This is a genomic window from Qipengyuania sp. ASV99 (assembly GCF_047872805.1).
In the GTDB taxonomy this organism is placed as follows: domain Bacteria; phylum Pseudomonadota; class Alphaproteobacteria; order Sphingomonadales; family Sphingomonadaceae; genus Erythrobacter.
The window spans coordinates 57,132-74,148 of sequence record NZ_JBLQUK010000001.1 but is presented as its reverse complement, the minus strand read 5'-3'; the positions used below and the strand labels follow the sequence as shown (position 1 = coordinate 74,148).

Here is a 17,017-nt window from a genome sequence, read left to right as displayed (position 1 = left end):
CTGGAACCAGCGGGGCTGACGGCATGAACTTGCTTGCGCCGCACAACTTGCCGTTTCTGATCGCGTTTGGGGCGCTTGCGGTGATAGCCGTGTTGCAACTCACCGGCGCGTCCGAAGCGATTGAGGCTGAGGGCGATTTTGATGCGCCCGATGGGCTGGAGATGGGCGGGTTTGGCGAGGCGCTGGCCACGCTGCTGGGGCTGGGCCGGGTGCCGCTGCTGATCTGGCTGGCGGCGCTGTTGTTCGTGTTTGGCACGACAGGCGTGATCGGGCAGGCGGTCCTGACCGGCCTGTTGGGCGCGCCGCTTTCTGCCGGATGGGCCGCGCTGGCGGCGGGCGCCGCTGCGCTGCCGCTCAACAGCATCGCGATGCGGCCTCTGGCTGCGATCCTGCCCAAGGACGAGACCACCGCCATCGATATTGACGACCTTGTGCGGCGCGACGCCGAGATTCAGATCGGCACCGCGCGCGCCGGTTCGCCCGCGCGCGCCAAGGTCATCGACGGGCACGGTCAATCGCATTTCGTCATGGTCGAACCGCACGACACCACCATCGAATTGAACGCAGGCGACACTGTCCTGTTGGTGCGCCGCGAAGGTCAGACCTTTTTCGGCGTCAGATATGAAAGCCCGCTGCTCGGGCTTGGCACTTAAAGGGGAACGCACATGGCTTTGACCACAACCGACGGTTCGGGGGCGACGGACGTTTTGAGCTCGTCCGGAGATTTGATTTCTTACGGAGCGATCATTGGGGGAGTTGGAATCCCTCTCCTCGTCATCATCATGCTGGTGGTCTTCATCAGGATGTACCGCCGAGCGACCAAGGAAACCGCCTTCGTGCGCACCGGCATGGGCGGCGAAAAGGTGGTGATGAACGGCGGCGCGCTGGTGTTCCCGGTGTTCCACGAGGCGATGCCGGTCAACATGAACACGCTGGTGCTGTCGGTGGTGCGCCGCGATGGTGAGGCGTTGATCACGCTCGATCGGCTCAGGATTGACGTGAAGGCCGAATTCTATGTCCGCGTCCGTCCTGATGCGACAGCGATCGCGATGGCCGCGCAAACGCTGGGTCAGCGCACCATGCAGCCCGAACTGCTGAAGGATCTGGTCGAAGGCAAGTTCGTTGATGCGTTGCGATCGGTCGCGGCGGGGATGACCATGAACGAGTTGCACGAACAGCGCGCCGATTTCGTGCAGAAAGTGCAGCAGGTTTCCTCCAACGACCTGGCGATGAACGGACTGGAATTGGAATCGGTTTCGCTCACCGGGCTGGATCAGACGAGCATCGAACACTTCAACGCCAACAACGCTTTCGACGCCGAAGGTCTGACCAAGCTGACGGAGCAAATCGAAGCGCGCAAGAAACTGCGCAACGATATCGAACAGGATACGCGCGTCCAGATGGAGACCAAGAACCTCGAAGCCGACCAGCGCAGCTTCGAAATCGGGCGCGACAATGAATTTGCGCGACTCGAACAGGAACGCGAAGTCGAAATGCGGCGGGCCAAGCAATCCGCTGAAATCGCCCGCGAACAGGCGGAGCGGACCCGCGAAGCCGATGCCGCCCGGATTGAGGCCAAGAAGCAGGTCGATTCGCAGCAGATCGAAGCCGACAGACTGGTCGAGGAAGCGCGCATCGATCAGCAGCGCGCGCTCGAAATCGCTCGGCAGGAACAACAGATCGCGGTGCAGAACAAGAGCCGCGAGGAAAGCCAAGCCAAGGCCGAGGCCGATGATGCCCGCGCCAAGGCGGTCGAGGCAGAGGAACGAGTTGCCACTGCGCGCGAAAGCGAGATTGCCGAACGCCAGAAAAAAATCGAACTGATCGAGGCCGCCAAACAGGCCGAACGCGACGCCATTCAGGTCAAGGTCGAAGCCGAAGCCGAAAAGGATGCCGCCACCAACCGCGCCGAGGCGACCAGGCTGGACGCCAAGGGCCAGGCCGACGCGGAAATCCTCCGCGCCGAAGCCGACCGCGTCCGTTTCGAAGTCGAAGCCGCAGGTCAAAAGGCGGTTAACGAGGCAGCCAATATCCTGTCGATGGATCAGATCGGCCTGCAAACCAAGCTGGCGCTGCTCAAGGTCCTGCCCGAAGTCATCCGCGAAAGCGCGAAGCCGATGGAGGCAATCGATTCGATCAAGATCGTGCAGGTCGACGGGCTTACCAATGGCGGCGGTTCAGGCGGCAATGGTTCCGGCGGTGCGGGCGGCAGAGGTGGCGCTGGCAACCTCGCCAGCGATGCGGTGTCAGCCGCGCTCGCCTATCGCGCGCAGGCCCCGGTGCTCGACGGGTTGATGAAAGAACTGGGGCTCGACGGCTCCTCGCTCGGCACTTTGGTCCAGGCGGCGGCGCTGGACCCGGAGAAAGATCCGGGCCCGGTCAATTCTGATCTGTCGTTTGACGAAAAGGACGACTGAGCCGACTTCGATGCCAGTGAAATCCCGCCGTGCCAATTATCCGGCCCGGCGGGTTTATCGTCTGGCCGCTGAGCCGAGCAGCCGCCTCAGCCCAACAGCCGCTGCGCCATTGCCCGCACTTCGGCGCCCATATCCTCGCGTTGCAATGCCAGCGCCAGCGTGGCCTCGACAAACCCAAGCTTGTTGCCGCAATCGTAGCGGTGCCCATCGAAGGTCACTGCGTGGAACGGCTGCGTGCCGATCATTCGCGCCATGGCGTCGGTCAGCTGAATTTCCCCGCCTGCGCCTTTGCCCTGCGTTTCCAGCGTGCGCATCACTTCGGGCTGGAGGATATAGCGGCCCGAAATGATCTTGTTCGATGGCGCCTGATCGCGGGGCGGCTTTTCGACCAGCCCCTTGACCTCGGTCAGCGCGCCAGAGGCTTTGCCGGGGTCGATCACCCCATAGCTCGACACCTCTTGCCACGGCACTTCGAGCACGCTGATAAGGTTGCCGCCGACTTCTTCGTAAGCATCGACCATCTGTTTCATGCATCCGGTCCCGCCGGCCTTGCCGACCATCAATTCGTCGGGGAGGAAGATCGCGAAGGGTTCATCCCCGACAATCGCCCGCGCGCACCAGATCGCATGGCCCAGCCCCATCGGCACCTGCTGGCGTACGGTGATGATGTCGCCCGGCGTGAACCGGCTCGAATCGAGCACCGACAGGTCCTTGCCGCGCTCGCTCATCGTGTCTTCAAGCTCGTAAGCGACGTCGAAATGTTCGACGATGGCGGTTTTGCCGCGCCCAGTGACAAAGATCATCTGTTCAATCCCCGCCTCTCGCGCTTCATCGACCGCATATTGGATCAATGGTCGGTCGACGATTGGCAGCAATTCCTTGGGAATGGCCTTGGTCGCGGGCAGGAACCTTGTGCCTAGTCCGGCGACGGGAAAAACGGCTTTCTTGATCGGCTTTTGTTTCATTGCACCGGGCCTCTTTGGGTTGCGCCATGGTTCCGTTATGGGAATTCCCGTGCCGTGCCGAACCTGCGAGGTCAATGACCCGATTGCCGGCCTGCACCATGATGCGCAATTTGCACGCCTGCGATCTTTCGCTAAGGCATTGGGCCATGGACAAACTGATTATTCGCGGCGGCCACAGGCTGTCGGGCACCATCCCAATTTCCGGGGCGAAGAACGCGGCATTGACGCTGATCCCCTGCGCGCTTTTGACCGATGAGCCTGTGACTTTGCGCAATCTGCCCCGGCTGGCGGATATTGACGGTTTTCAGCATCTGATGAACCAGTTCGGCGTGACGACCGCGGTTCAGGGAACCCGGCCAGAGGATTTCGGGCGCACCATGCGGCTGGAGGCGACGCGCATCACATCGAATGTCGCGCCTTATGATCTGGTGCGCAAGATGCGCGCCTCGATCCTGGTGCTTGGCCCGATGCTGGCGCGCAGCGGAGAGGCGACCGTGTCGATGCCCGGCGGCTGTGCCATCGGCAACCGCCCGATCGACCTGCATCTCAAAGCGCTCGAAGCGTTCGGCGCAGAGATCGAACTTGCGCAGGGTTACGTCAAAGCCATGCAGCCCGATGGCGGATTGCCCGGCGGCGATTTCGACTTTCCGGTCGTATCGGTCGGCGCAACCGAAAACGCGCTGATGGCGGCGGTGCTCGCCAACGGCACCTGCCGCCTCCGAGGGGCCGCGCGAGAGCCCGAGATTGTCGATCTTTGCAACCTATTGACTGCGATGGGCGCAGAGATCGAAGGCATCGGCTCGTCCGAACTGACAATCCACGGCGTCCGGCGTCTCCACGGTGCAACCTACCGCGTCATGCCCGACCGGATCGAGGCCGGTTCCTATGCCTGCGCCGCGGCGATCACCGGCGGGGATGTGCGGCTCGAAGGGGCGAAGGCCGCCGATATGCAGGCCACGACCGCCGCCTTGCGCGCTATCGGGGTCCATGTGGAGGAAGATGCCAAGGGGATGCGCGTGGCTGCCGATGGCGCTTTGAAACCGGCGGATCTGACCACCGCCCCCTATCCGGGGCTGGCCACCGATATGCAGGCGCAATTGATGGCCTTGCTGTGCAAAGCCAGCGGGGCGAGTGTGCTGAAAGAGACGATCTTTGAAAACCGTTTCATGCATGTCCCCGAACTGACCCGCATGGGGGCCGACATCACCACCGAAGGGCGCACCGCCATCGTCAAGGGTGTCGAGACGCTGACCGGCGCAGAGGTGATGGCGACCGATCTGCGCGCTTCGATGAGCCTGGTGATCGCAGCTTTGGCTGCCGAAGGAGAAACGCAGGTGCGGCGCATCTATCACCTTGATCGCGGCTATGAACGGCTGGAGGAAAAACTTCAGTTGGTGGGCGCGGATATCGAACGGGTGGACGACTAGACCGGCGATCCATCACCGGAGCCGCTGCGGCCGCCTGTCACCAGCCACACTCTGATCGCACTGGCGAGACCGGGGGGCGTCGGCGATTTGATCCGCTCGGCATCGATCTGCCCGACCAATGCGTTGATCGGCAGGCCCGCGCGCTGGGCCGCCTGTTTCAGCATGTCCCAGAACAAGGGTTCGAGGCTGATCGAAGTCTTGTGTCCGGCGATCTGGACCGAGCGTTTGACCGGGGGGTGATAGGGATTCTCGGGCATCGAAGCAGGGTATAGCGCAGGGTGGGAACGCATGACACATCGGACCATGTGTCAACCGGCCAAATCGGCCTTAAAATTCGGTTTTATATAAGGAAACTGCATTTTGGGTCGCTTGACACTTTTCCAACAATTTGACGTTCTCCCGGCATATTGACGAATTGGACCGATTGGGAACGCAGCGCCGACAATGAGAAAGAGCAAGACCGCCGACTATCCGAAACGCCGCCTGTAGGAAAGCCGCACCGCAAACGGGCGCGTTGCAGGCGGAACGCCGGGCAGTTAGCCCTACAAAAGCGCTACAAGAAAATCGGGGTGGCGGCGGCTGGCTGAGCGGCTAGTTTGCCGTCATGGACGAACCATCCGACACCTTGACCGAGAAAGAAAAGCAGACGCTGCGGCTGATCGGGCGCGGGCATGACGCAAAAACCGCTGCGCGCACGCTCGACCTGTCGGTGCACACGATCAATGAACGCCTGCGCGGCGCGCGGCGAAAGCTTGGCGTCACCAGCAGCCGCGAGGCGGCGCGCGTGTTGCTGAACGCCGAACGCGATCGCCCCGAAAATCTTGTATCCAAACAATTGGGGGAAGCATCGCGCCCATCACCAGACGACAAGGAACCTCACCGCGGAGGCAATCTCGCGCCGTGGATCGGAGGTTCTTTTATCATGTCTGTTCTTGCTGCGATTGCCGTTTTCGCCCTTGCCGGGGCTTACCCTGCATCCAATCAACTCCCGGCAGCCGAGCCCGCCGAAGCGGTCGCCAGCGCAGATGCCGAACGCGAAAATGCCGCGCGCGGATGGCTGACGCTGGTGGATGCCGCGGTTGATGCCGGGGTGGATGATGGCGATTGGGAAGTCAGTTTCGAGGCTGCTGGTTCGGCCTTTCGCGCACCCAACACTGTCGAAACATGGCAAGCCGTCTCTGAGCAGGCGCGCGGCCCGCTTGGCGCGGTGCTTTCGCGTGAGGTGATTGCGATAAATGACATCGCCAGCCCGGAACGTTACCAGCAGGTGCAGTTTCGCAGTGATTTTGCGAACCGCAAGGGCGTGATCGAATCGGTCACGCTTCAGCGCGAAAATGGCGAATTGCGCGTGGTTGGATATTTCATCAATTAGGCCGCGCGGGCGCTTGCCTGTTTGCTGCCCACCGGATCGGGGATTTGGGCGGCAAAGGGTTGCAGCCGCAGCGCCATCTCCGCCAGCTGGTTGATCGACAGCGGATGCTGAAACTGGATGCCGTAGGTCTGGCCATCCTGCCAGCGCACTTCGGCGAGCCGCTGCGGCAGGCCAAGCGCGTCGAAACTGATCAGCCGCCCCTGCGGATGTTCGCCGCGGCTTTCAAACTTCGCGCCCTCACGCGAGATGTCGATCAACTGCACCTTGGCGAACATCTGGCCATCGGCGATGCGCGCCTCAGCCGCAATATTCAACCGCACCGGGCGGGTTGCAAACGGGCTTTCTTCATGCAGGAATTCCTCGATCGCAATGTCGCTGGCAAAGCGGTAGGCGGCCTGCCGCCGCCCTTCCCAGGCGCGTTCGATCGGATAGGTCAGGCCATTGGTGGTTTGCAGGATGATGCGCGCCTCGGGCGGGGTATCGTGGAGATAGCTGAGGCCCAGACCGTCTTGCGAAATATGCCGGATCAGACAGACATATTCGCCCGACTGGCACACCACTTTCGCGGTCCGCAGCATCGGCGATTTGCGCTCTGCAACGCGGCGTTCGGCGGAAATGCCGCGATCATTCTGCACTGCGGTGTCGCTCATGGAACAGCCTCGTCCTGCCGCGCGCATCATGCGGTGCGGTGAACGAAAAATAGCGCTGTTTGGTTAACGAAGCGCAAATATTCGTTAAGGATGAACTTGTAACGAGCCTCTGCGAAGTTTGCGTCAGGCGACAGCGGTGCCCTCTATCTCGATCAGAATATCGGGATGGTAAAGTTCGCGCACGCCCAGCAGCGTGCAGGCAATCTGCGCCCCCGCTTCGGCATGGAGCGGCATGATCTGTTCGGCGACTTCCATGAATGCCGGCACGTCAATAGTGTACATGTTGAGCCGCACCAGATTGGCGGGCGTCATATCGGCGGCGTTGAGCGCATCGACCAGATTGGCCCAGGCGCATTTGTATTGCGCAACCAGATCACCGGGATGCATCGGCGCTCCTTCTGCGTCGGTGGAGGTTTGCCCTGACATATACAAAACCCGCTCACCCGCGCGCACTTCCACCGCGTGGTTCAGGCCAAAGCCCTGCATCCAGGGAGTCGGATTGTGGACCGAAATTTCCATCTTCATTTCCTTTGGTGTTGGAATGGCGGGGTGCCGATCCGGCCCTGCCGCGCATCAATACATATGTTGCCCGCCATTGATGCTCATGGTCGATCCGGTGACAAAGCCCGCGTCCTCTGAGCACAGGAAGCTGACCCCGCGCGCGATTTCATGCGCCTGACCCAGCCGCCCGACGGGGATCCCGGCGACAATTTTCTCCAGCACGTTTTCGGGCACGGCGGCGACCATATCGGTGTCGATATAGCCCGGTGCGATGGCGTTGACGGTGACGCCGAAGCGCGCGCCTTCCTGGGCCAGCGCCTTGGTAAAGCCGTGGATGCCCGATTTCGCCGCCGCGTAATTGACCTGACCATATTGCCCGGCCTGACCGTTGATCGATCCGATATTGACGATCCGGCCCCATTTGCGTTCGCGCATTCCGGGAAAGCATGCTTTTGACATGTTGAAACACCCGCCCAGATTGATGCGCATGACATCGTTCCAGTCGTCAAAGCTCATCTTGTGCAATGTGCCGTCGCGGGTGATCCCGGCGTTGTTGACGACAATGTCGATCGGGCCGACTTCTTCGGCGACGCGGGCGCATCCATCCATGGTCGCGGCGTGATCGCCGACATCCCATTTGTAGCATTTGATGCCCGAAGTTTCCTCGCAGTGGCGGGCCGCTTCGTCATTGCCGGCGTAATTGGCGACCACGGTGAAGCCGTCGGCGGTCAATTGGTCGCAGATGGCGCGCCCGATCCCGCGTGTTCCCCCTGTTACGATAGCGACACGGTTCATGCTCTCTCCCCCATATTGTGGTTATGGTAGGAGACTAGCGTTGACGTAGCGTCAGGCAACAAAAAACCCCGCGAAAGCGAGGTTTGATGCGCGAATTTTGCAGTTTGCGCGATCAGAAACGGATTTGTGTTCCGACATAGACCGCTTGGCTGTCCTGCACCGAATTGGTCACCGGATCGAGCCGGTCGCGCTCCTGCGACAACCGCACCCCGGCGGTCACGTCGAAATTGGGCGAGAGGCGGAAACTGCCGCCGACATCGACGGTTTGCGAGCTCAGTGCATCAAGCGTGTTGGGCGAACGCCCGGCGACCGCTCTGTCTTCGAGTTCGATGCGCGGCTGGAGGCGGCTCGGCTCTTCCTTGCGGGTCGGTTGGATCGGTTCGAATTCCGACAGGTCCGGCATCGAAAGATTGCGGGAAAGGTTGCGCGACAGGCCGCGCGCGCCCGTGTCACGCCCCGTGTCACGCCCCGTGTCACGCAATGCTTCTGGCAGCGAGGTCGCGGATACCCTTGCCGGGGCCGCTTGCGCGCGGGCAAAGCTTTGATAGCCGCGCGCCGTGCCCAGATTGAACCGGCTCGCCTGAAGCCCGGCAAGGCCCGATGCAGCGCCCGGCTTTGCCTCTGTGGCAGAACGGATTGAGATCGCCTGAGCGGTCTCTCCGTCGATGCGCACCGCGACGGTCACGGTCCGCTGTCCCGGTACGACCGTCCCAGCGCTTGCGGGAGTGAACTGGAAGCCATGCACCCGCGCTTTTTCCGCGACGCGGGCGGCCAATTCGGGATCGACCGAGGCGGGGGTAAACACATCGAAGGCCGAATCGCCCGCGCGGTCATCATTGCCCAGCCCGGCGACCGCCAGGCCAGCCGTCGGCAGGCCCAGCATCAACGCGGCAGCCATGCCAAACAGCGGCAGCTTAAGCTGCTGATCCGCTGTAAAGGTGCCCTTGCGTGCCATAGTCTGCCTGTTTGCCCAATCCGATTCGCGGCGCGTATATTACCAAAGACCAAGGTGATCCTTAACCCACGCTGAGTCCGGCGATATCCCGAGCCCGACCGCGGTTTTACAACGCTTCCGTGATAGGTCCGTGACAGACTGACTTGCAATCTTTTCCACAAACTTCCCTAGCGTTAAGCAGCGCAGTGTTGCGCAGACCACACAGATGGGTTTCGGGAAATTATCCGCAATTCCCTGATCATACAGCCGCCATAAAGGTTGCAGGAAGCAGAACCCGGCGCGTGTTGCCTTGCCCTTTCGCAGGCTTCAACACGCTTGCCGCGCGCATCAGGGCGGGTATAGAGCGTGCTCAGACAGAACGAGGGAATTTTTCGCAGTGATACGCGCCCATTTCGCATTTTCGAACCCGGTTCGGCCCGCAGCCCGTCTGGCATGTCTTGGCGCGGCGCTTGGCCTGCTGGCCGCATGCGGCGGCAATGACCGCCCGACCACCGATGTTGCCGCTGCGCAGGTCAACGCCATTGGCGTCAACGCCTATCTGTGGCGCGGGGCGCTGGAAACGCTCAGCTTTGCACCGCTGCTCTCGGCAGACAGCGCGGGCGGGGTGATCGTGACCGATTGGTATGCCAACCCCTCCAATCCCGATGAACGGGTCAAGGTGACCGTGACGATCCTCGATCAGGATCTGCGCGCCGATGCGCTGCGCGTCGCGGCCAGCCGTCAGGTTGCGCAGGGCGGCGGCTGGGTTGATGCCCCGGTGCAGGCCGCGACAGTGCAGAAACTGGAGGACATTATCCTCACCAAAGCGCGCGATCTGCGCCGCAAGGCGGTAGCGGGTTAAGCGCTTTCGCTCTAGCGACCTTGCATGACTGACACTCGATTCGATCCGTCCAGGGCTGACGGGCACTGGCAGCGCGCATGGGAACAGGCGGGCACATTCACCGCCGATTCAAACAGCACCAAGCCCAAGAGCTATGTGCTGGAGATGTTTCCCTATCCCTCTGGCCGCATCCACATGGGCCATGTGCGCAATTACGCGATGGGCGACGTGCTGGCGCGCTACAAGAAAATGCGCGGATATGAAGTGCTGCATCCGATGGGCTGGGACGCTTTCGGAATGCCGGCCGAAAACGCCGCGATGGAGAAAAAGGTCCATCCCGGCGCCTGGACCCGCGCCAATATCGAGGCGATGAAGGCGCAGTTGAAGCGCATCGGCTTTGCGCTCGACTGGACCCGCGAATTTGCGACCTGCGATCCCGAATATTACGGCCATGAACAGGCGCTGTTCCTCGACATGTATGCCGCCGGGCTGGTCTATCGCCGTTCTTCGACCGTGAATTGGGATCCGGTCGACATGACCGTGCTCGCCAATGAACAGGTGATCGACGGCAAGGGCTGGCGTTCGGGCGCAGAGGTCGAAAAGCGCAAGCTTGACCAGTGGTTCCTCAAAATCACCGATTTCGCGCAGGATCTGCTCGATGGGCTGGGCGAGCTTGAGCACTGGCCCGACAAGGTCAAGCTGATGCAGGAAAACTGGATCGGCAAATCTTCGGGGCTGGAATTTTCGTTCGAATTGTCGAGCGGGGAGCATCTGCCTGTCTACACCACCCGGCCAGACACGATTTTCGGCGCGAGCTTTGTCGCGATCGCCGCCGATCACCCGGTCGCGCAAGGCATGGCTGGCGATCCGGCGGTCGCTGACTTTATCGAGCAATGCAAGAAAGGCGCAACCACCGCCGCCGCGCTCGAAACTGCGGAAAAGCTGGGCTATCGCACCGAAATCACCGCGCAGCATCCCTTCACGGGTGAGGCTTTGCCGGTTTTCATCGCCAATTTTGTGCTGATGGATTACGGCACCGGCGCGGTGATGGGCGTGCCGGGGCACGATCAGCGCGACTTTGAATTTGCCACCAAATACGCCCTGCCGATCCAGCGTGTCGTCGCGCGTGACGCGGCAGATGCCGATGCGCCGATGGGCGATGAGGCCGAGGCCGGTGACGGCGTGATCGTCAATTCGGATTTCCTCAATGGCATGACCGTCGAGGATGCCAAGGCCGAGGTCATCACCCGCGCCGAATCGGGCGGCTGGGGTAAGGGCACGACGGTATGGCGGCTGCGCGATTGGGGCATTTCGCGCCAGCGTTATTGGGGCACGCCGATCCCCTTCATTCATTGTGACGCCTGCGGCATTGTCCCCGTGCCCAAGGATCAATTGCCCGTCACCCTGCCCGATGACGTTGATTTCGAGACGCCCGGAAACCCGCTTGAACGGCACCCGACATGGAAACACGTCGATTGCCCCAGATGCGCGGGCAAGGCGCGGCGCGAGACCGACACTCTCGACACTTTCACCAATTCATCGTGGTATTTCCTGCGCTTTGCCAGCCAGCCTGCCGATGCCCCGTTTGACCCTGCAGAAATCGCCAAGTGGCTGCCGGTCGAACATTACATCGGCGGGGTCGAACACGCGATCCTGCATCTGCTCTACGCAAGGTTCTGGACCCGCGCGCTCGAACGGATCGGCAAACTTGACGTCAAGGAACCGTTCGCGGCGCTCTTCACGCAGGGGATGGTGACGCACGAGACCTATAGTCATGGCGGCAATGGCTGGCTGTCACCGGAGGAGGTGAACCGCACCTCCGACGGCGCTACATTGAAGGCAAGCGGCGAACCGGTCGAAATCGGCCGCGTCGTCAAAATGTCGAAGTCGAAAAAGAACGTCGTCGATCCGGACAATATCATCGAAAATTACGGCGCTGACGCGGTGCGCTGGTTCATGCTGTCGGACAGCCCGCCCGAACGCGACCTGCCGTGGTCGGAGGCCGGGATCGAGGGCTGCTGGCGGTTTGTCCAGCGGCTGTGGCGGCTGTTCGGGCAGATCGATCCTGCGGCAGCGGGTGAGGACAAGGCTCTGGCGCGAAAGGCCCATCAGGCGATCGTCGCGGTGGCCGACGATATCGAGGCGCTGTCCTTTAACAAGGCGGTGGCGCGCATTTACGAACTCACCGGCGCGGCGGAAAAGGCCGCGCCCAGCGAAAGCCGCAATTTCGCGATTCGCACCGTGCTCCACCTGATCGCGCCGATGATGCCGCATCTGGCCGAAGAGGCTCACGCGATGCTCGGCGCAGACGCGTTGATCGCAGATGCCGCTTGGCCCGTGCATGACGCGGCCATGTTGGTTGAGGATGAGGTGACGATTGCGGTGCAGGTGCTGGGCAAATTGCGCGATACGATTAATGTGCAAAAGGGGATTGCGCAGGACGACGCCGTCAATCTTGCGATGCAAAGCAGCAAGGTCCGCCAGCATGTTGGCGAAGCGCCGCCGCGCAAGATCATCTTTGTGCAGGACAGGTTGATCAATTTCGTGCCCGGTCCGGTAACGAAACCGGCACCTTGACGTCTTTGTCGTCACCCTGAACTTGTTTCAGGGTCCATTGTGCCGCACACTGCGATGTCAGCGGATCGGTGAGTGCTGAAGCATGTTCAGCATGACAAATTGTCAGCGGAGGATTGAGTTGCGCGGAATAATCATCTTGCTGGCACTGATTCTCTCCGCTTGCGGGCTGCAACCGATGTATGCGGGGGGCGCGCGCTCTGCCGTGGCGCAGGGGCTGGCGGCGGTTCAGGTGCCCGCGATACCGGGCCGTGACGGGTGGCTGGTGCGCGGCGCGTTGCAGGACCGGTTGCATGTCGCGGGCGAAGCGACCCCGCAATACCGGCTCGACGTGCGGCTCGATGATGAGCTGGAGGGACTGGGCGTGCTCAACGATGACACGATCAGCCGCGAACGCCGCATCCTGCGCTCGCGCTATCAGTTGATTGATTTGGCGAGCGGCGAGATCCTGCTCGATGCGACCGCCGGATCGGATGCGGGGATTGATGTCGTCTCGTCCGAATATGCCACGATTGCCGCCGAACAGACCGCGCTGGAAAACCTCGCCAAGGAGGTCGCCGACCGGATGGCGGTGCAGATTGCGCTAACCTTGAGAGAACGCGAGCGGGCCGTGGCCGCCGCTTCCCGATGATCGGGCGATGAAGGGCAGGCAGCAGGATTTTGCGCGCGGCGCGCCCGCCGCGGCGCGGCAGGCGGCGATCCTGTTTTTCTGCGGCCCCGATGAAGCGGGCGCATCTGCCGCCGCGCAAAAAGTGATCGACGCGCTGCCCGATGCGGGTGAGCGGGTCGAATTGTCGGGAGCGGAATTGCGCCGCGATCCCGCATTGCTGGGCGATGAGGCGCGCTCCGCTTCGCTGTTTGGCGATGCGCGGCATATCTATGTCCGGGCCAGCGGGGACGATGCGCATGATGCGCTGGTCGCGCTGATCGAGACGGAGGCGGCGGGGGCGGGCAAAGCGGCCCCCATCGTGATCGTTGCGAGCGCTGCAACCGACAAATCGCGCACCGCCAAATTGCTGGAAAAGCGCAAGGATGCGCTGGTGGTGATGTTCTATCCGCCCGATCTGTCTTCTGTCTCCGCAGCGGTTCGCGCGATGGCCGATGCAGCAGGACTGCGGCTGGGTGGTGATCTGGCCGAACGCATTGCGCGCGGCGCGGGGCTGGATGTGCGGCTGGCGGGGTCGGAGATTGACAAGCTGGCGCTGTATCTCGACGCCGCGCCGCAATCGCCCAAGACCGCCACCGTCAGCGACTATGCCGAAATCGGCGCGCCGACCGAAGAGGACGGCTTTGGTCCGATCGTCAATGCGGTGATGAACGGCGATCTGGCGCTTCTATCTGCAGAACTGCGGCGGATGAAGGAGCTGGGCCTCAACCCCGTGGGTTTGCTGCTGGCGCTGGAACGGCGCACGGCGCAGCTGGCGAATATTGCCGCCCGGCTGGGGCCGCGCGGGTCGATCGACAATCTGGGTTACGGCGAAAAGGCGCAGCTCGGCATTTTCAAGAAAGAAGAGCCCGCGATCAGCCATCAACTGGGCAAATGGCAGGCCCCGGCGGTGCGCGGAGGCAGCGAACGCAAGCTCGACCGGCTGATTCCCCGGCTGACCGCGCTGCATTGCAGCCTGATGGCGAACAGCCCGACCGCTGAGCTGTTGCTGGCGCAAGATCTTGCCCAAATCGCCCGATTCGCCGCGAAACGGTAGCATTTCCGGACAGAATTCGATTTCGCCGTCGCACAAACGCAGGTTTTGTGTGTAAGGGCTAAGCGCTATATACGGGTTTTTCCTTAAGGGATGCTCCGGGGGGAGCGCGAAACTTTATGAATAAGCTTACAGGGCCGCTCGCAGAAGTTGCCCAGGCAGATCAGGTTGAACGCAAGATAGCGCCTTCACTCGAACGGCGGCGGCTGCGGGCCTATGCGCTGTTGATCCTGTCCGATGCGATCCTGCTCAATCTCGCCTTTGCGCTCGCCAGCCTTATTTACGAGGGCGAATGGTGGCAGGCGCGCAACATGCTGGTGGTGCAGACCATCCTGCCGGTCTATTTCACCATTGCGCTGTATAATGAAAGCTATGGCGGAAAGGCGCTGAGCAATTGGATATTCGCTGCAAAACAGGCGCTTACGGCGTTGCTGATTTCGGCGGCCTTGCTCAATTTCGTGGCCTTCTACACCAAATCCAACGCGCAGTTTTCGCGCGTTTCGGTGACACTCGGGTTGATTATCGCAGCGGCTGCGCTGCTGGCGCTGCGGCGGCTGATGCCGGTGCTGGTGGAACGATTCTGGGGCGGACGGACGCTCAACCGACTGATAATTGCCGATGGCGGGCCCCATTTCACGCTCAGCAAAGCGGTGACGATTGCAGCGCAGAAATACGGGCTCGACCCGGCCAGCCACGATCCCTTCATGCTCGACCGACTCGGGCGGTTGCTGCAAAATCAGGACAAGGTGGTGGTCAGCTGTCCGACAGAGCGCCGTCAGGCCTGGGCTTTCCTGCTCAAATCCGCTGGCGTTTACGGCGAAATCGTGAGCGAACCTGCGCATGCGCTGGGCGCGAGCGATGTGCACCGTTACGAAGGGCAGGGGCGCACCACGCTGGTGGTTTCGACCGGCCCGCTGGGCCTGCGGTCGCGCATTTCAAAGCGGCTGTTTGACATCACGGTGGCGGCCACGGCGCTGATTGTTCTGTCGCCCGTGCTGATCTTCACTGCGGTCCGGATCAAGCTGGACGATGGCGGCCCCGTGCTGTTCATTCAGCGCCGTCTGGGCCGGGGCAATCAGTTCTTCAACATGTTCAAATTCCGTTCGATGCGAGTGGAACAGAACGACGCCAATGGCGACACCTCGACCGCGCGCGAGGATGACCGGATCACCCCGATCGGCAAGTTCATCCGCCGCACCAGCATTGATGAATTGCCGCAGCTTATCAACGTGCTGCGCGGAGACATGTCGATAGTCGGCCCGCGCCCACATGCCTTGGGAAGCCGCGCGAACAACAAATTCTTCTGGGAGGTGGATGCCCAATATTGGCGCCGGCACTGCCTCAAGCCTGGCCTCACGGGGCTGGCGCAGGTGCGCGGTCATCGGGGCGCGACCGAACAGGAGAAAGACCTGACCGACCGGCTTCAGTCAGACCTTGAATATATCTCGAGATGGTCGCTGCGCCGCGATCTGGAGATCGTGTTCAAGACGGTCCTCGTGCTGAGGCACGACAACGCCTATTAGCGTGCTGAGGCACGACAACGCCTATTAGCGTGCTGAGGCACGACAACGCCTACTAACAAATCAATCGTTTTGCGGGACAGAGAAGGTGCCGGTGACGCGGCCATTGGCGCCTTCGGTTGCCGCAGCGCCCCCAGGGCTGCCGCTGGCTCTGCCGTCAATGGTGGAAAGCCCGCTGGCCAGATCAATCACCAACCGCCCTCCGCTCAGCCGGTCACCGCCTCGGCGCAGCTCAACATTGCCGGCCATGGTGATCAGCCGCCGGTTGAAATCATAGACCGCAACATCGCCGCTTGCGCGTTCATCGCCGCGGCTGACGATGACCCCGCCATTGGCGGTAATCCGCTCCACATCGAGCGATCCGTCATCGGTGTAATTGGCCAGCATCCGCTGCGAACGCACGGTCAGACCCGCTTGATTAACGATCACCCCGCCGGTCAGCACCACACGGTTCGCCCGATCATCCAGCACGATGTCGCCCGCATCAAATGACACCGGCGCATTGGTGTTGTGCGAAGCGATCGCCTGTGCTTTGAGCGCCATTCCCCCGGCCAGCGCCGCGGCCAGCGCAAATCCGCCTGCGGCCCATCCTAATGCGACCTTGGCCAATGCGACCTTCCGCAGTCCGGCGTGTTGCGAAACTTTCATCAGGGCATCCTCAATTCGCCCGGCGTCATGGTCAGCCGGGCATTACCTTTGAGCGCAATTGTGCGTTTGTCGAGATCGGCGCGCATGGCATTGGCCGAAAACGTCCCCGCCGGGACCGCGCCTTCCACCCCGCCATCGCCGCGCATTGTCCGGGTTTCAAGGTCGAAGGAAACGCCATTGGCGGTCATCGCATAGCCATCGGCGGTGCGCACCCGGACCGTCCCGTCCACACTCACGACCTCTTGGTTGATGTCATAGACCCCGCCCGGGGCTGAAAGCCGCGCCGGGCCATCTTCCAGCAATAATTGCGCCATCAGGCCTTGCATCCGCACCAGACCCTCTGCGCTTGACCGTTGCACCGCTTCACCGGCAGTGATTGAAAACGGGCGTCCGTCATCGTCGCGCCCCCGGTACATCGCATTGTCCACGCTCAACCGTTCGTCGATCACCGCGACCTTGGTCCGGTCGAGCAGAAAGCTGACCTCGCCGCGCGGCGACAGCGGAGTGACAATCATCAGCGCCGCGATGATCCCGACCCCCATCGGCAACACGCGGGCCAGCACGCTGACGAGCCGGTCATGACGGCCGCCGGGCGCAGCGAAATGCTGCCGCTTGCTGCGCAGTTCGCGGGCCTCGCTGGTTTCGATGCGGCGTTTGATGACCATGCTGCGCT

Annotated in this window: 17 protein-coding genes; 9 read left to right on the top strand and 8 right to left on the bottom strand. The window is 62.0% G+C overall.

All coding sequences use genetic code 11. The annotated features are described in order from the left end of the window. Nucleotides 1-23 precede the first annotated feature (23 nt). Both ACM64M_RS00340 and ACM64M_RS00335 read left to right on the top strand, forming a co-directional pair. Complete coding sequence (locus ACM64M_RS00340; RefSeq protein ID WP_416226653.1) at nucleotides 24-653, top strand: OB-fold-containig protein; 630 nt, start codon at nucleotides 24-26, stop codon at nucleotides 651-653. Nucleotides 654-782: 129 nt separating this feature from the next. Beyond that, a complete protein-coding gene (locus ACM64M_RS00335; RefSeq protein WP_416227328.1) occupies nucleotides 783-2,417 on the top strand; it encodes a flotillin domain-containing protein in 1,635 nt (544 codons plus the stop codon). Between the two features lie 86 nt (nucleotides 2,418-2,503). On the opposite strand, the gene ACM64M_RS00330 is transcribed toward ACM64M_RS00335, so the two are convergent. After that, complete coding sequence (locus tag ACM64M_RS00330) at nucleotides 2,504-3,382, bottom strand: UTP--glucose-1-phosphate uridylyltransferase (protein WP_416226652.1); 879 nt, start codon at nucleotides 3,380-3,382, stop codon at nucleotides 2,504-2,506. Nucleotides 3,383-3,528: 146 nt separating this feature from the next. Here ACM64M_RS00330 and murA point away from each other — a divergent pair, with 146 nt between their 5' ends. Beyond that, a complete protein-coding gene (murA, locus tag ACM64M_RS00325; RefSeq protein WP_416226651.1) occupies nucleotides 3,529-4,809 on the top strand; it encodes a UDP-N-acetylglucosamine 1-carboxyvinyltransferase in 1,281 nt (426 codons plus the stop codon). Here the strand turns inward: murA and ACM64M_RS00320 are convergent. After that, the gene (locus ACM64M_RS00320; protein ID WP_416226650.1) at nucleotides 4,806-5,099 is read right to left on the bottom strand and encodes a ribbon-helix-helix domain-containing protein; all 294 of its coding nucleotides are present in this window, start codon (nucleotides 5,097-5,099) and stop codon (nucleotides 4,806-4,808) included. The two genes, murA and ACM64M_RS00320, sit on opposite strands and share 4 nt — an antisense overlap. Before the next feature lie 314 nt (nucleotides 5,100-5,413). Between ACM64M_RS00320 and ACM64M_RS00315 the strand changes: the two genes are divergently transcribed. Further along, nucleotides 5,414-6,181 carry a DUF4019 domain-containing protein gene (locus tag ACM64M_RS00315; RefSeq protein WP_416226649.1) on the top strand — a complete coding sequence of 256 codons (768 nt, stop codon included), beginning with the start codon at nucleotides 5,414-5,416 and terminating at the stop codon, nucleotides 6,179-6,181. Here ACM64M_RS00315 and ACM64M_RS00310 read toward each other — a convergent pair. The 4 genes from ACM64M_RS00310 to ACM64M_RS00295 form a co-directional block, all read right to left on the bottom strand. Then, nucleotides 6,178-6,831 carry a PilZ domain-containing protein gene (locus tag ACM64M_RS00310; RefSeq protein ID WP_416226648.1) on the bottom strand — a complete coding sequence of 218 codons (654 nt, stop codon included), beginning with the start codon at nucleotides 6,829-6,831 and terminating at the stop codon, nucleotides 6,178-6,180. The two genes, ACM64M_RS00315 and ACM64M_RS00310, sit on opposite strands and share 4 nt — an antisense overlap. 123 nt (nucleotides 6,832-6,954) lie before the next feature. Beyond that, nucleotides 6,955-7,350: a RidA family protein gene (locus ACM64M_RS00305; RefSeq protein ID WP_416226647.1), complete on the bottom strand. Its 396-nt coding sequence runs from the start codon at nucleotides 7,348-7,350 to the stop codon at nucleotides 6,955-6,957. A 54-nt stretch (nucleotides 7,351-7,404) separates the two neighbouring features. Then, entirely contained in the window at nucleotides 7,405-8,127 is a 723-nt protein-coding gene (gene phbB / locus ACM64M_RS00300) for an acetoacetyl-CoA reductase (RefSeq protein ID WP_416226646.1), read from the bottom strand. A 112-nt stretch (nucleotides 8,128-8,239) separates the two neighbouring features. After that, on the bottom strand, nucleotides 8,240-9,082 hold the full coding sequence (locus ACM64M_RS00295; RefSeq protein WP_416226645.1) for a hypothetical protein: 843 nt from the start codon (nucleotides 9,080-9,082) through the stop codon (nucleotides 8,240-8,242). A gap of 376 nt (nucleotides 9,083-9,458) precedes the next feature. On the opposite strand from ACM64M_RS00295, the gene ACM64M_RS00290 reads away from it, so the two are divergent. The 5 genes from ACM64M_RS00290 to ACM64M_RS00270 all read left to right on the top strand — a co-directional run bounded on the left by ACM64M_RS00290 (nucleotide 9,459) and on the right by ACM64M_RS00270 (nucleotide 15,699). Continuing rightward, entirely contained in the window at nucleotides 9,459-9,923 is a 465-nt protein-coding gene (locus tag ACM64M_RS00290) for a DUF3576 domain-containing protein (RefSeq protein WP_416226644.1), read from the top strand. Nucleotides 9,924-9,947: 24 nt separating this feature from the next. Then, nucleotides 9,948-12,479: a leucine--tRNA ligase gene (gene leuS / locus ACM64M_RS00285; protein WP_416226643.1), complete on the top strand. Its 2,532-nt coding sequence runs from the start codon at nucleotides 9,948-9,950 to the stop codon at nucleotides 12,477-12,479. Nucleotides 12,480-12,570: 91 nt separating this feature from the next. Then, a complete protein-coding gene (lptE, locus tag ACM64M_RS00280) occupies nucleotides 12,571-13,107 on the top strand; it encodes an LPS assembly lipoprotein LptE (RefSeq protein ID WP_416227327.1) in 537 nt (178 codons plus the stop codon). Between the two features lie 7 nt (nucleotides 13,108-13,114). Continuing rightward, complete coding sequence (locus ACM64M_RS00275) at nucleotides 13,115-14,179, top strand: DNA polymerase III subunit delta (RefSeq protein WP_416226642.1); 1,065 nt, start codon at nucleotides 13,115-13,117, stop codon at nucleotides 14,177-14,179. 116 nt (nucleotides 14,180-14,295) lie between these two features. Continuing rightward, on the top strand, nucleotides 14,296-15,699 hold the full coding sequence (locus ACM64M_RS00270; protein ID WP_416226641.1) for an exopolysaccharide biosynthesis polyprenyl glycosylphosphotransferase: 1,404 nt from the start codon (nucleotides 14,296-14,298) through the stop codon (nucleotides 15,697-15,699). Between the two features lie 60 nt (nucleotides 15,700-15,759). Here ACM64M_RS00270 and ACM64M_RS00265 read toward each other — a convergent pair whose 3' ends face one another. After that, nucleotides 15,760-16,344 (bottom strand): LptA/OstA family protein, encoded by a 585-nt coding sequence (locus ACM64M_RS00265; protein ID WP_416226640.1) that lies wholly within the window; start codon nucleotides 16,342-16,344, stop codon nucleotides 15,760-15,762. Beyond that, nucleotides 16,344-17,009 (bottom strand): LPS export ABC transporter periplasmic protein LptC, encoded by a 666-nt coding sequence (gene lptC / locus ACM64M_RS00260; RefSeq protein ID WP_416226639.1) that lies wholly within the window; start codon nucleotides 17,007-17,009, stop codon nucleotides 16,344-16,346. The genes ACM64M_RS00265 and lptC overlap by 1 nt, the downstream gene beginning before the upstream one ends. Nucleotides 17,010-17,017 lie beyond the last annotated feature (8 nt).